Origin of the sequence: Flavobacterium macrobrachii (assembly GCF_014486675.1) — a bacterium.
Classification (GTDB): domain Bacteria; phylum Bacteroidota; class Bacteroidia; order Flavobacteriales; family Flavobacteriaceae; genus Flavobacterium; species Flavobacterium macrobrachii.
The window spans coordinates 59237-73057 of sequence record NZ_JACTAC010000002.1 but is presented as its reverse complement, the minus strand read 5'-3'; the positions used below and the strand labels follow the sequence as shown (position 1 = coordinate 73057).

Here is a 13821-nt window from a genome sequence, read left to right as displayed (position 1 = left end):
GATGGCAAAAATAGGAAAAAGAAATTTATGGAATAAAGTCTTTTAAAATCTAAAATTGAGATCATATCAATTCCTCAAAAATTTTCTCAAAATGACTCACGTGACTTTTTAGTGAAAACTTTTCCAAAACCCTTTGGTATCCATGTTTTCCATAATCAATCCTCATTTGTTTATCGTAAATTAGCTTATTCAAAGCATTAGCTAAACTTTCAAAATTATTAGGCTCAAACAAAAAACCTGTATAATTATCAATAACAATCTCTGTTGGTCCGCCATGATTGGACGCTACAACTGGTTTTTTAGCAAGCATTGCTTCTATAACAACCATTCCAAAAGGTTCGGGTTCTGTCGATGGTACAACTGCAATATCTATTGAGTTCCAAAATTTAGAAATTTCTTTCTGAAATGGTATTATAATAACTCTTTTATCTAATTTATACTCCTTTATTTTATCGTTAAGTTCTATTTCAAATATTTCCTGATTTGGTGGAGCTGAACCTAAATAAACAAGTTTTATGTTTTTATTTGTTTTAGATAAAATATTGAATGCTTTTAAAAGTAATTGCTGTCCTTTCCAACTATTTATTCTTCCCACTAATGCAATAACTATTTCATCTTCACTAGCTGTAAAAAAATTACACCTAACTTCCTGTATTCTTTCTATAGAAAATGTGGGAACATTATCAGTTTCTATACCATTCCAAACAGCTTCAGATTTTGCTGCTAAACTTTTATTCCCTTTAATCCAAAAATTCATTGTTGCAATTGAGTCATAGACAACTTTGTGGTTTGATTTTTTTGAAAGTAATTTTTTAAACCCTAGATTAAATATTTTTGGTTTAGCAATAATCTCTTGAACATGCCATAAATGCTTTATTTGTCTTTTCTCAGCAAAAATAATTCCTATCAAAGCTGCCAAAGTATGAGAATAAACTAATTTAAAATTATGTTCTTTGTTAAGTTCATCCAGTACTTTTATTCCTTTTTTATATTCCTTAAAAAATAAAAGCATATTTTTAGGTGTAAACATCTTCCTATACAATTTAAGAACAGGAGCAATAACAACTTTAATATTCTTTTTCTCAAGTTCAACTTTTAACGGACCATCAAATGGTAAAACAATAACTGGAAAGTATTTTGTTTTGTCTAACTCTGAAAGAAAGTATAACATAGTCTTGTCAGAACCATAAAGTTCGGCTGATTGATGAATAAAAAGAATGCTTTTCATTATTTTAAAAATTTTTGCTTATAAGCAATTAAAAAACCAATGAGAATTGATTTAGATTCGGTAAGATTATAAAAGCCCAAGAAAACCCAATTGGATACAAACAAAAATATTCCAGTTCCAAGGAAAATATAATTTATTTGATTTACAATATTAATATTGCTATCTCTATTTTTTAAAAAATAAATAATGGTAAATAAATAAATGAATATGCCCAACAATCCTGATTTTAAAAAAACAATCATAAAACCGTTATGCAAAATAGATATAAATCGGAGTTTCATATCGCCAAGATAAACTTCTTGTTTTAAATCAATTTGTGAACCTAATCCTTTACCAAAAAGTATAGATGTAATCCCGTCATTACTTACTTGTCTTATTGTTGAAATATTTTCGTGTGAGCGATAATTGTCATTAAAATCTTTCCAATCATCGAGATTAACTTTTGTTTTAAATGCTTCTATTGGAGCATTTTTAATTTTATACAAAAATCCTTCTATTCCTTCAGCGCTTCTCCTTGGATAGGAATAATAAATTAAAGTGTAACTTATAGTAGATATTGCTAAAATGCTTCCAATTATAATAACAGACTTTTTATTAATTATAAAATACCCTTTTAATGCCAAAAATAAGATTAAAAACTGAATAAAGTTTGTTCTTGCTAAATACATAAATGCAGAAAAACCAATGACAATTGTATATATCAAAAGTCGTTTTTTAGAATAGTTTAATTCGAATTTTTTGTGAAAAAGTAGAATGATAAATGTGTAAATTTCATAGTCACTAAAATATCCTGAATGCAATCGTAAATCGGCAACCGTTCTAGCTTTATGAACAACAATTGCAATTATTATAATTATTACATGGCAAACCGCTATAAAAAATCCTGTCTTGATAATTAAATCTAATGCATTCTTTAAATTTTTTTTACACAACTGGTATCCGAGTAAAAATCCTAGGATAGGTTTAGAAAGATAGGTTATATCTCTAATTATGAAGTAGTTTTTATAATCATAATTCAACATAACCACAAAAGCAATTAGTAGAATTAATAGATAAGGAATTATTAACTTGAATAATGATATGGAATAATTTCTTGAAATTGTGAGTAAAAAAGACAAAGACCAAACTCCAAATGTTAATTCAAAATTGTCTAAATATGTAACGCCTATACAGAGTATAAAAAGCAGTTGATAAAACCAATTATTTGGAATGATAATCTTCATTATTCAATTTTTTTTATTACTCTAGCCGGAACACCACCAATAACCGAATTATCAGGATAAATTCCGTTAACAACTGCTCCAGCTGCAACAACTGAATTATCACCAACTACACATCCATCAAGGAAGGTTACTTTAGCACCAACCCATATATTATTGCCTAATTTTATTCCTTTTGAAGTTACACCTTGTTCTCTAATTAGCTTTGTTGTGTCTGAGAAATTATGGTTTTCTGAATGGAACGAAATATAGGAACCCATAATTACATCGTTTCCGATTTCAATTCCACCTGGCGCACCAAAATGAGTGTAATCTCCAATAGCTGAATTATTTCCCATTTTTAAGCCTTTCCCAAAGGTTGCTAAATGACTTGTAGAAAGTAATTTTGAATACATTCCAATCTTAGCATTATCACCTAAAACTATTTTTCCCGATGCATAGCCATCTAAAATTGTATAGCTTTCGATGGTTACATTTTTTCCTAAAACAAAGTTTGATTTATTCAAAACGGTTACATTTTTTCCTAAAAAAACTTTTTTTCTTAGTTTTAGTAAACCTCTCAATAGCATTATTCCTCTTATGTAAAAAGACCGAACGATTAATCGTTCAGGAATTCTCGGATCAATTTGGTATGATTTTCCGGCTTTGTTTATTATTTTTTGTAACTGATTTCTAAACATCTTTGGCTAAAAAATGATTTGGTCGCTTTCTGATACAAAATAAGTAAAATATAATGACAATTACCTCAGTTATAATAAGAGAATAAAAAACACCTTGAAGTTTATAAATAGGAAGAAATAAAACAATTAGAATTAAACTTATAATCACAGAAACTGTTGTTATCAATACATATTGTTTTTGAAAATTATAACCAAGAACTAATTGCTTTAAACTTATTGAAATAGCTAATAAAATTGGTATAAAAACAGCTATCTTTAATAAGTTACTTAAATCAAAGACCGTTGTTGCATTAAAAAAAGTTACAATTAATTCTGAATTAAAATATAAAATCAACATTAAAAAAACTATAAATAAAACATTGACAGTGTTTATGATTAGCCAATTTCTTTTTGTTTTAGACGGATTATTATTAATGTCATTACAAACTCTTGGATAAGTAAAGTTGAAGAATAAAAAAATATACGTTTTAAAAGTAACTATGATTTGTTCTACTATCCGATATTGTCCTGCCATAAAGTTGTTCCCAAAAAAACTGACTAAAACTACTGGCGAATAAAGCTGAATGGCAACAAATATTTGTGAAGAGAACATTTTAAAATCTCTTTTTAGAAAATCTTTAATTTCTCTTTTACTTATTTTTTCAAATTTGAAATCATACTTTTTAAAAATTAAATAAGTGAAAATTCCATTGGAAATAATTGTTCCTAAACCGAAAGAAAAATTAACATAGATGTAATCTTCTTTTTTAACCACCAAGACCAAAACACCAATAACATAAATAATTTTTGAAATAATATTTGATATTGAAATCCACTTGATGTTATCAACACCTTGTAAAAACCAAGATTGGTTTAAATATTGCCCAAGAATAATCAAAAGCGATAACGCAAATAAAATAGTTTCTGATTGCAAAAAAGGAAAGCAGATAATAAGCACCAACGATATAACTAAAACCAAAATCAAGACTAAAAACCTTGAAACAAGATTTGTTAAAAAAATTCGTTGTAATTCCTTCTTGTCATTTCTATTTATTGTAATGTCGCGAACACCAACTAACTCAGAACCATAATCAATAAAAACAATTAGAACGAAACTTATTGCTAAAGCTACCGATACCTTCCCGAAATTTTCTTCACCACATACTTTAACAATGTAAGGAATCAACAGTAATGGTGTAACTAAATTAAAAAACTGCCCAAAACCATATATTGAGAATTTTTTAAAAAAGTCGCTTTTGATGGCACTTTGAATCTTTTGTTTCAAACTTTGCGGATTTGCTTTGTCAAATATAAAAACTAAAAACGGGGTTTACAGGATTGGTTAAACTAAAAAATCACAAAATGCCCTAAAACATTTTGTGATTTTCGTTATTGTCTTTCGGCTAATTATTTCTTAGTCGTAGTTGTGATTTTCTTGATGTTATCAATCGTTGCCTGAGTTGGGTAGTAATAAGGTGTCTTATAAGCACCGTCTTTTTTCAGGAAGGTGATCGTTCCTTTAGCTGCATCAATTTTTGTGTTGAATTGCTTGTCTTCAATAAAGTATTGGAAGAAATCAGAACCTTTGAACTGGTAATCGTTTCCGTAGTAGCCTACTTTAATGTTTTTAACCACTACCGAATCCTGATCCGTCTTCATTCCGAAATCCAATCTTATGTGTGTTGGGATTTTTTCTTCAGACAAAGCGAAATTCAAGGTTTCAAATGCATTTCCGCCCTTTATTCCAGACCAAACAGCGTTTGCTCCTTTAAAGTCAACCGTGTTGTCTTCAGAAAAATACACAGCGAAATTATCTGCTTTAGAAGCGGCTGCCTCTACTTCTACGCTAAAGAATTTTTTAACATTTTTGTCTTCTACCACTGTTTCTTCTTTTTCTTTTTTACAAGAAACTAAAACTGAGCTTACTGCGAATAAAACTATTAAAAATTTATTTCTCATTTTTTTACTTTTTTTGGCAAATGTAATAGGTTTTTCTTAAAAATCAACTTTCTTTAATTTAATATTTGAAATTAGCGCATTTCTGTCTAAACCATCCAGCCAGAAATCGTTTATGAATTCGATTTCCACAGTCAGGTTTTCGTCTTTCTGTTGTATAAAATCAATAGTAAACTCTTTGGTCTCCTTTTCATCCAGCTCAATGGTTCTTGATAGTTTAGAGTTCAGATAAATATTGACCTTGGCATTTTCGTTTTTGATCTTGGTTCCCGGAAGGCTTATCCCTGCTATTGTCAGCTGATAATTGCCTGTGGTCAGATAAACCGGCAACGACGCCGATTTGGAGTTTTCGAAAAAGGCAAGGTTACCGCTTCCGTCAAATTTGGCATTCTGGAATTGATTCAGGCGTATGGCTTTTACCTTGTTATCGGCTGCTTTTTTTGAGATGAAATGTTTCGCCCAGCAATCATGCAGTTCGATGGTTTTCTCAACTTGATAGTTTTTATCAAGGAACTCCTGAGTTTCCGCACTGACAGAATACGGCTTTGAGTTTCCATCAATATACCAGAATGATTCCTGAACAACCGAATTGGTTTTTACATCATTGATGTAGGCATCCAAAGTCTTCTCGTAGACATTGTTGATCTTAAAATCTTTATCAAGATAAAAAGAAAGCAGCCATCCCCAACTCGAGATGATGGTTTCGTTTTGCTTGTTTTCTTCTTTGATCTGAAGGCAGATGTCATTGAACTGCGATTTTACCCTTGTTGTATAATAGCTTCTTTCGATTATCATGTTGTATAGGAATACGCACGAAACCAATGTTGCGCATACGGCCTTTACCGCATTGCTTTTGATGTATGAAACCGCCAAAGCAATAGCAAGCGCTAATCCCGGGACCATAGGGATAAAATACCTGTGAAGGAACAACGAAGATTCTCCGAGCGATTTTATAAATATGAACAGGAAATAAAACAATACCCAGACCAAAACAATGACTGCACTAAAGAAAGGCTTTTCAGAAAGCTTTTGGCTTGTGCTCTTTTTGACAAACGCCATGATAAGGATTACCGCTAGGGCAGCTACTGAAAGATAAACAAACAATATGCTTCCGCCGGTAACCTGCGACATTACCATTTTTACGTAATCATATGTTGGCTTCAATACCCAGAAAGACGTTATTTTGGAAGCATTCACTACTTTTTGGTACACCGGCAAAAAGACCAACAGCGTGACAATTCCGGCTGCAAAACCGTATTTAAAAGCATCGATCCTTTCCTTTTTGGCTTTCATAAACAAAAGCATGATCCCAACAACAAGAAATATGCTGATCACACTGATGATGCCGATAGGCTGCGCATTGGTTATCAACCCCGTGAAAAGCCCCAGGTAAATGGCGTTTTTCAAGTTCACATTTTTAAGGAAAATGACCAATCTGTAATAAGCCATTATTACGAAAAATGCCAGCATGGCATACGATCTTCCTTCCTGCGAATATTCGATGTGGAATGGATGGACGGCAAGCAGCAATGCTGCAATGTACCCTACATTTTTACCTGCGATTTCTTTACCCAATAAATACATTCCAAAAACGCCAAGCACTCCAAAAATCACCGATACCAAACGGATGGTATAAATAGTATGTCCAAAAATAATCCCGAAGAACTTAACGATTAAAAAGTACAGGTGCGGAATCCCGTCATAGAACATGTTCATCTCGTTGAACTTCTGGAAGGACAAATCAGGATCTGCCTGCTTTAGTGTATACAGTTCATCTATCCATGCTCCCTGAAAACCAAGATTATAAAATCTGAGTATACAGCTCAAAACAAGGATCCCTAAAAGAAGATAATTGAACTGAACTACTTTTTGCGAATTGTTGATATTGATATTAAGTGATATATTCATTGTTATTTTTTCTCTGCTACTATTAGACAGCTACTACCCAAGCTCATTGTTTTTAGGTTTTTTATCCTGTTACTTTCAAATCTTAGAATCTTATTTAGTATTCTGGATACAAATCCATCGCCCAGCGAATGCCTGTTGGCGTAATGGTCTTCCTTTTTTTTCTTTTTCAATCCCATTCGGTACGGAATGGCATTCAGCAACAATAACGGGATCGGCAAAAACGTAAAGAAATAGGTTTTATACTTTATCTTAAATCCGATTTTCTCCAAAATGCCCGCCATCTGTGCTACGGTATATCTCCTGAAATGCCCCGCATAAACATCTTCTTCCGAAAAAAGTATTTGAAGGGCTGGAACCGTAATGTATATTTTTCCGCCCTTTTTCAGGTATTCGTAATTTTCTGTCAGGAATTCGATATGGTCATCTATATGTTCTACCACATCGAACAATCCGATGTTATCGATAGAGTTCTTCTCAAATTTGGCATCCGAAAGTGTCGAACATATTACACTTTGCACACCTCTTTTTTTAGCATTCACACAACCTGCAATACCAGGTTCCACCAAAACGCTTTCAAAGCCTTTTTGCTGGAGCATTGCCGAAAAGAAACCGTTTCCGCCGCCAATATCAAAAAAAACCTCATCCTTTGAGAATTTTTCTACAAGAGCCGCAATACAGTTGTTCCTGTGCCTGAACCAAAAGCTGTTGTCTTCCAATTGAAAACATTCCTGATTTCCTTCTTCCGGATAAGAAATTGCCGATTGCTCTTTTGCAAAATAAATTCCGTCTTTGAGGTACAAATTAGGATTGTTCTGAAAATTAGAAGCCATTATTTTAAGATTTGGTTTATTACTGTGTCAACATTTAACTCGTAAAACAATGGCAGCCTTACCAAACAATCGGTAAATCGGTCTGTTTCTGATAGATTTCTGCCATCGTGCTTGTCTTCATAAAAAGGGCTCGAATGCAGGCTTATGTAGTGGAATACCGGATGGATATCCTGATTTCGAAGTTTTTCGATCAACGCTGAACGTTGCTCAATACTTTGGCAAACCAGGTAAAACATGTGGGCATTATTGGTTGCATAATCTGGAACAATTGGCAGTTCGATATCATTGTCGGACGCAAACTGTTTCAATCCGTTATGGTATTTCTCCCAATGCTGTTTTCTTACTTGCTGAATATCTTCAAGATTTTCTAATTGTGCCCATAAAAAAGCTGCTATTATTTCAGATGGCAAAAACGAACTTCCAATATCAACCCAACCATATTTATCAACTTCACCTCTAAAAAACAAAGAACGATTGGTTCCTTTTTCCCAAATAATTTCAGCGCGATCAATAAATTGTTCATCGTTTATGGCTAACATTCCGCCTTCGCCAGAAATAATGTTTTTAGTTTCATGAAAAGAAAAAGCTGCTAAATGACCAATAGAACCAAGTGCTCTTTTCACTCCGTCTTTACCAGTATAGTAACTATCTATTGCTTGTGCGGCATCTTCAACCACAAATAAGTTGTGTTTTGCCGCCAAATCCATAATGGTATCCATTTCGCAGGCAACTCCGGCATAATGAACCGGAACTATCGCTTTGGTTTTTGATGTAATCAGTGATTCCAATTTGGTTTCATCCATGTTCGGATGATCTTTCCTGCTATCGGCAAAAACAATTTTGGCTCCCCTTAATACAAAAGCATTTGCAGTAGAAACAAAAGTATAGGATGGCATGATTACCTCATCACCTTCTTTGATATCAATCAGTATCGCTGCCATTTCCAGCGCATCGGTGCAGGATGTGGTGAGCAAGGTTTTTTTGAAACCAAATTGCTTTTCAAAAAACTGCTGGCATTTTTGGGTATATTTTCCGTTTCCGGATATTTTACCAGAAGCAACTGCGTCTGTGATGTATTCTGTTTCTTTTCCTGTTAAATAGGGTTTATTAAATGGTATCATTTCTATTTTATAAGTTTTGCTGGATTACCAACATATATTCCTTTTTTGATAATATTTTTTACGACTACTGTTCCAGCTCCAATGGCTGTTTGATCAACAATATTGATGTTGTCTATAATTGTAGTTCCTATTCCTAAAAAACATTCACTACCAATAGTACAAAATCCGGCTATAGAAACTGATGGTGCTAAAAAACAACTTGATGCAATTGTTGAATCATGCGAAATAGTACAATTTAAATTAAGAATTGAATTATGCTTTATAATTACATTTTTATCAATTACACATTTTGGATAAACAATACATCCTTCTTCAATAGTTGCCGATTTATCAACCCAAGACGTTGAATGGATTATTCTTCCGAATTTTATTTTTTTTTGTAAAAAGTTGAATTTTTCTTCTCTTGCTTTTAAATGATTATATCCTATACCAATTATCATTTCATCAAATAAATTGTTCTCAAAATCAAATATTAATTGGATTGTATTTCCTTTTATTTGTTTTCCATCATTAAGATCATCATAAAAATATACATCACTGTAATGATTGTCATTAATAGCAAAATTGGCAATTTGTTGTCCAAGTTCTCCAGCTCCTAAAATTGCTAAAATTTTATTCATATACCTTTTTTATAATAGCATTTGGTCGTCCTTGTACTTGCTTAAATATTTTAAAAATGTAAATACCTATTAAACCTAAAAAAGTAGAAATAATTCCTAAAATTAGTACATTAATTGCTACAATTGATGTCCAACCAAGTTGTACATCATCTTGATGAATTACTTTTTGAACGGCTAAATACATTAAAAAAAGAAAGCTAAAAGATGAGATTGATATTCCTATATAAAATAACCATTCTAAAGGTTTGCCTGAAAATGAAGTAATAGCCTGAAGCATTAATTCGGCTCTTCTTTTTATAGTATAAGTGCTTGCTCCTTCTCGGATTCCTTTCTTTACCGGAATTCCTTTTTGATTAAATCCAACCCAATAAAACATTCCGCCAATAAATAAATTTGCATCTTGCAATCGCAATAATTCATTTACGTATTGTCTGGTCATTAATCTTTCTGTAAGTATATTATGTGGTATTTTTGTATCTGATAACTTATTGATTAAAACCCAAAAAACACTTCCTGCTTTTTTCTCAATAAAATTGCCTTTTCTGGCTTCTTGATAACCATAAACAACATCTAAATTTGTATCGTTTTTAATTTCTTTATAATAATCAACCAAAATACTCGGAGGAGTTTCTAAATCGTTATCAATTAAAAAGACATATTCACCAGAAGAATAATTTAAACCTGCTTGAATTGCATAATGATGTCCAAAATTTCTAGATAAGTCTATAATTTTTATTTGTGAAATTTCTTTTTTTCTATCTAATAAATATTCTACAGAATTGTCTGGAGAACCATCATTTACAAAGATTAATTCGTACTCTTTAACATTAATAATTTCAATAGCAGAAATAATTTCTTTCAAGAAAATTTCAAGAAAACCTTTAGATTTATATAAAGTAGTAACTATTGATAATTTCATTATAGCTTTATTCTTTCATTAGACTGGTAAATTAAGTATCCTGATCTTTCATTACTATTCATGACTTCTTGCAATGCAATATTTTGAATTTCTTTAAGAATATCAAAACTATTATTTTGGTAAAAATAAGGTAAAATTTGTTCAGTTTCTTTACATAAAAAATAAACTCCAGAAAAAGCATTGCTTTTTAAAACTGGTTTTTCATATTTACCCAAAGCAATATTAATTACACCTTCTAAAAAATCATAACCTGTTGATAGTTCTACCAAATGCGAACCTATAAAATCGCCGCCCATTCTAGCGCCAACTTCTATAATAAAAACTTCTCCATTAGGAGTAATTTTAAATTCAGAATGTCCTGCACCAAAATTAACTGCTAAAGCATTTAAACATTTTATAGTTTCTGATTTTATCTTTTCTTGGATTTCATTTGATAAACTCGATGGTTGATGGTGTGCTAATTCTACAAAATGTGGTTCACCTGTTGTAACCTTATCTGTAATAGCTAAAATAGTGTGTTCGCCATCATAAGAAATAGTTTCTACACTTACTTCATCTCCATCAATATATTCTTCTATTATTGCTTTTTTACAAAACGATTCGGTTATTGCATACTGTATTGCTTCTGGCAATTGGTTCTCAAACAAAACTTTTGTTACACCTCTACTTCCAGATCTATCTACAGGTTTTACTATAACTGGAAATTTAAAATCTTTAGTATTTACATCAATATTATCTGCTTCTATAAATTTAGGCATGGAACAATTTCCTTTTTTAAAAGCATTTCTCATTTCGCTTTTATTTGTAGATGCAAACGATGAAATAGAACTATTAGAAACTAAATTCATTTTTTCGGCAACATAACATATCGTTGGAACCGCCATATCTGTAGCAATTGTGGTAATCCCATCAATATTGTTTTCAATACATTTTTGTAAAATATCGTCTTTTTCTAAAATTGAAATTGGATAAAAATAATCTGCAATTTCTTTACAAACTGCGCCATCAGACCAAGCAAAACAATGAGTTTCAATACCCATTTTTTTTGCCTTTTCTACTAATGGAAGTTGTAAATAGCTAGCGCCAATTATTGCTAATTTTTTCAAATTGTTTTTAAACTCTCTTCCCAATTATTAATTTCCAATCCAAAAATACTTTTAATTTTACTTTTATCCAAAACGCTGTAAGCTGGTCTTTTTGCTGGCGTTGGAAAACTTGTTGTTGGTATAGGAAGTAAATTTATACTTATATTATTAATTTCAAATATTTTTTTAGCAAAATCATACCATGAACATTGTCCTTCATGACTGAAATTATAAATTCCGAAGTTATCGGTTGTCGGTTGTCGGTTGTCGGTTAGTATAATTTTCACCAAAATTTCAGCCAAATCTACCGCATTTGTTGGTGTTCCAATTTGGTCGTTTACCACTGAAATAGTATCTCTTTCTGAAGCTAATCGCAACATGGTTTTCATAAAATTATTCCCAAATTGAGAATAAACCCATGATGTTCTAATGATAAAATGTTTCTCCCAAATTTGCTGAATTACTTTTTCACCATCCAATTTAGTTTGTCCATAAACTCCTGTTGGATTTGGAATATCGGTTTCAATATATGGTTTAGTTTTGCTTCCATCAAAAACAAAATCAGTAGAAATATGAAGTAAAATAGTGTCGTGTTTTTTTGAAACTTGGGCTAAGTTTTTTACACCCGTTACATTAATAGCAAAAGCTTTTTCAAATTCGCTTTCGGCTTTGTCTACGGCAGTATATGCTGCGGCATTTATGCAAAAATTGGGTTTGTATTGATCAAAAACCTGATTACAGTTTTCAAGATTAGTAATATCTAGAGTTTTTGAATCACAAAAAACAAAGTCTATTTGCGGATAATTTGGCGCAATAAACTGCAAACTTTGACCTAATTGTCCTGAACTTCCTGTAACTAAAACTACCATGCTTTCTTGGCATTTTCTATTGTAGGTTGTACTTTATCTTTTTCAGAAATTATCAAATTTTCAAATGAAAATTGCCAATCAATATTGATAGTTTTATCGTTATAAGCTATTCCGCCTTCACTTTCTTTGTTATAAAAATTATCACATTTGTAGAAAAAAGTTGCCGTTTCGCTCAAAACCAAAAATCCGTGAGCAAAACCTCTTGGAACAAAAAATTGCTTTTTATTTTCATCTGATAAAAGCACAGCTTCATATTGACCAAATGTTGGTGAATCTGGACGAATATCAACGGCTACATCCAAAACTTCGCCTTGTAATACACGAACTAATTTGGCTTGCGCATGTTCGCCTGTTTGATAATGCAATCCGCGCAAAACGCCTTTTGTTGAAAACGATTGATTGTCTTGAACAAAATGAACCGCTTGTTCTACACCTTCTTGAAATGTTTTTTCATTGAAACTTTCCATGAAATAACCGCGTTCATCCTGAATGATTTTTGGCTCAATTACATAACAACCTGCTAATTTTGTTGGAACAAAATTCATTTATATTAAACTTAATAAGTGATTTCCATAACCACTTTTTAATAGTGGTTGGGCTAATTTTTTTAATTGTTCGGCATCAATGAAACCCATTTTGAAAGCAGCTTCTTCAATGGCTCCAATTTTTAATCCTTGGCGTTCTTCAATTACTTGAACAAATTGACCTGCTTGCATCAACGAGTTGAATGTTCCTGTATCAAGCCATGCTGTTCCTCTATCAAGTATGCTTACTTTTAGTTTTCCACGACGTAGATATTCTTTATTTACATCAGTAATTTCAAGTTCACCACGATGACTTGGTTGTATATTGGCAGCAATTTCAACTACATCATTATCATAAAAATATATTCCTGGAACAGCAAAATTTGACTTTGGTGTTTCTGGCTTTTCTTCGATAGATAAAACATTTCCATTATCATCAAAATCAACTACACCATATCTTTCTGGATCGTGAACATGATACGCATAAATAATTCCACCTTCAGGATTATTATTGGCTAATAACAAGTCGGAAAGTCCTGTTCCGTAGAAAATATTGTCACCCAAAACCAAGGCTACTTTATCATTTCCAATAAATTCCTTTCCAATAATAAAAGCTTCAGCTAATCCGTTTGGATGTTCTTGAACAGCATATTCAAATCGACAACCTAAGTTAGAACCATCGCCAAGCAATTGTCTAAATAATGGTAAATCATGTGGTGTAGAAATAATCAAAATTTCTCTAATTCCTGACCATATCAAGGTTGACAATGGATAATAAATCATCGGTTTGTCATAAATTGGCATAAGCTGTTTACTTACTGCCAAAGTCAATGGATGTAATCGTGTTCCCGATCCACCAGCTAATATAATTCCTTTCATAAA

14 protein-coding genes are annotated in these 13821 nt (G+C 31.8%); all 14 read right to left on the bottom strand.

All coding sequences use genetic code 11. From position 1 onward, the window contains the following. Window positions 1-61: 61 nt before the first annotated feature. The gene (locus IAI56_RS00985; protein WP_187656096.1) at window positions 62-1228 is read right to left on the bottom strand and encodes a glycosyltransferase family 4 protein; all 1167 of its coding nucleotides are present in this window, start codon (window positions 1226-1228) and stop codon (window positions 62-64) included. Beyond that, on the bottom strand, window positions 1228-2451 hold the full coding sequence (locus IAI56_RS00980; RefSeq protein ID WP_187656095.1) for a hypothetical protein: 1224 nt from the start codon (window positions 2449-2451) through the stop codon (window positions 1228-1230). The genes IAI56_RS00985 and IAI56_RS00980 overlap by 1 nt, the downstream gene beginning before the upstream one ends. Further along, on the bottom strand, window positions 2451-3128 hold the full coding sequence (locus IAI56_RS16340; protein ID WP_280527434.1) for an acyltransferase: 678 nt from the start codon (window positions 3126-3128) through the stop codon (window positions 2451-2453). Before IAI56_RS16340 ends, IAI56_RS00980 begins: the two co-directional genes overlap by 1 nt. Next, window positions 3121-4392 (bottom strand): oligosaccharide flippase family protein, encoded by a 1272-nt coding sequence (locus IAI56_RS00970; RefSeq protein WP_187656094.1) that lies wholly within the window; start codon window positions 4390-4392, stop codon window positions 3121-3123. Before IAI56_RS00970 ends, IAI56_RS16340 begins: the two co-directional genes overlap by 8 nt. Window positions 4393-4514: 122 nt before the next feature. Next, window positions 4515-5066: a hypothetical protein gene (locus IAI56_RS00965; RefSeq protein WP_187656093.1), complete on the bottom strand. Its 552-nt coding sequence runs from the start codon at window positions 5064-5066 to the stop codon at window positions 4515-4517. A gap of 36 nt (window positions 5067-5102) precedes the next feature. Next, a complete protein-coding gene (locus tag IAI56_RS00960) occupies window positions 5103-6971 on the bottom strand; it encodes a glycosyltransferase family 39 protein (protein ID WP_187656092.1) in 1869 nt (622 codons plus the stop codon). Window positions 6972-6973: 2 nt separating this feature from the next. Further along, on the bottom strand, window positions 6974-7801 hold the full coding sequence (locus IAI56_RS00955) for a class I SAM-dependent methyltransferase (RefSeq protein WP_187656091.1): 828 nt from the start codon (window positions 7799-7801) through the stop codon (window positions 6974-6976). Next, window positions 7801-8922 carry a dTDP-4-amino-4,6-dideoxygalactose transaminase gene (gene rffA / locus IAI56_RS00950; RefSeq protein WP_187656090.1) on the bottom strand — a complete coding sequence of 374 codons (1122 nt, stop codon included), beginning with the start codon at window positions 8920-8922 and terminating at the stop codon, window positions 7801-7803. Before rffA ends, IAI56_RS00955 begins: the two co-directional genes overlap by 1 nt. Before the next feature lie 2 nt (window positions 8923-8924). Further along, window positions 8925-9542: an acetyltransferase gene (locus IAI56_RS00945; protein WP_187656089.1), complete on the bottom strand. Its 618-nt coding sequence runs from the start codon at window positions 9540-9542 to the stop codon at window positions 8925-8927. Then, a complete protein-coding gene (locus IAI56_RS00940) occupies window positions 9535-10461 on the bottom strand; it encodes a glycosyltransferase family 2 protein (RefSeq protein ID WP_187656088.1) in 927 nt (308 codons plus the stop codon). Before IAI56_RS00940 ends, IAI56_RS00945 begins: the two co-directional genes overlap by 8 nt. Next, a complete protein-coding gene (locus tag IAI56_RS00935; protein WP_239107008.1) occupies window positions 10461-11567 on the bottom strand; it encodes an ATP-grasp domain-containing protein in 1107 nt (368 codons plus the stop codon). The genes IAI56_RS00940 and IAI56_RS00935 overlap by 1 nt, the downstream gene beginning before the upstream one ends. Continuing rightward, a complete protein-coding gene (gene rfbD / locus IAI56_RS00930; RefSeq protein ID WP_187656087.1) occupies window positions 11564-12415 on the bottom strand; it encodes a dTDP-4-dehydrorhamnose reductase in 852 nt (283 codons plus the stop codon). Before rfbD ends, IAI56_RS00935 begins: the two co-directional genes overlap by 4 nt. Continuing rightward, window positions 12409-12960: a dTDP-4-dehydrorhamnose 3,5-epimerase gene (gene rfbC / locus IAI56_RS00925; RefSeq protein WP_187656086.1), complete on the bottom strand. Its 552-nt coding sequence runs from the start codon at window positions 12958-12960 to the stop codon at window positions 12409-12411. The genes rfbD and rfbC overlap by 7 nt, the downstream gene beginning before the upstream one ends. Next, complete coding sequence (gene rfbA / locus IAI56_RS00920; RefSeq protein ID WP_187656085.1) at window positions 12961-13818, bottom strand: glucose-1-phosphate thymidylyltransferase RfbA; 858 nt, start codon at window positions 13816-13818, stop codon at window positions 12961-12963. It lies immediately after the preceding gene. Window positions 13819-13821 lie beyond the last annotated feature (3 nt).

Coding starts and splice junctions, on each gene's coding strand:
- IAI56_RS00985 (WP_187656096.1), bottom strand. CDS start 1,228: ATGAAAAGCATTCTTTTTATTCATCAATCAGCCGAACTTTATGGTTCT.
- IAI56_RS00980 (WP_187656095.1), bottom strand. CDS start 2,451: ATGAAGATTATCATTCCAAATAATTGGTTTTATCAACTGCTTTTTATA.
- IAI56_RS16340 (WP_280527434.1), bottom strand. CDS start 3,128: ATGTTTAGAAATCAGTTACAAAAAATAATAAACAAAGCCGGAAAATCA.
- IAI56_RS00965 (WP_187656093.1), bottom strand. CDS start 5,066: ATGAGAAATAAATTTTTAATAGTTTTATTCGCAGTAAGCTCAGTTTTA.
- IAI56_RS00960 (WP_187656092.1), bottom strand. CDS start 6,971: ATGAATATATCACTTAATATCAATATCAACAATTCGCAAAAAGTAGTT.
- IAI56_RS00955 (WP_187656091.1), bottom strand. CDS start 7,801: ATGGCTTCTAATTTTCAGAACAATCCTAATTTGTACCTCAAAGACGGA.
- rffA (WP_187656090.1), bottom strand. CDS start 8,922: ATGATACCATTTAATAAACCCTATTTAACAGGAAAAGAAACAGAATAC.
- IAI56_RS00945 (WP_187656089.1), bottom strand. CDS start 9,542: ATGAATAAAATTTTAGCAATTTTAGGAGCTGGAGAACTTGGACAACAA.
- IAI56_RS00940 (WP_187656088.1), bottom strand. CDS start 10,461: ATGAAATTATCAATAGTTACTACTTTATATAAATCTAAAGGTTTTCTT.
- rfbD (WP_187656087.1), bottom strand. CDS start 12,415: ATGGTAGTTTTAGTTACAGGAAGTTCAGGACAATTAGGTCAAAGTTTG.
- rfbC (WP_187656086.1), bottom strand. CDS start 12,960: ATGAATTTTGTTCCAACAAAATTAGCAGGTTGTTATGTAATTGAGCCA.
- rfbA (WP_187656085.1), bottom strand. CDS start 13,818: ATGAAAGGAATTATATTAGCTGGTGGATCGGGAACACGATTACATCCA.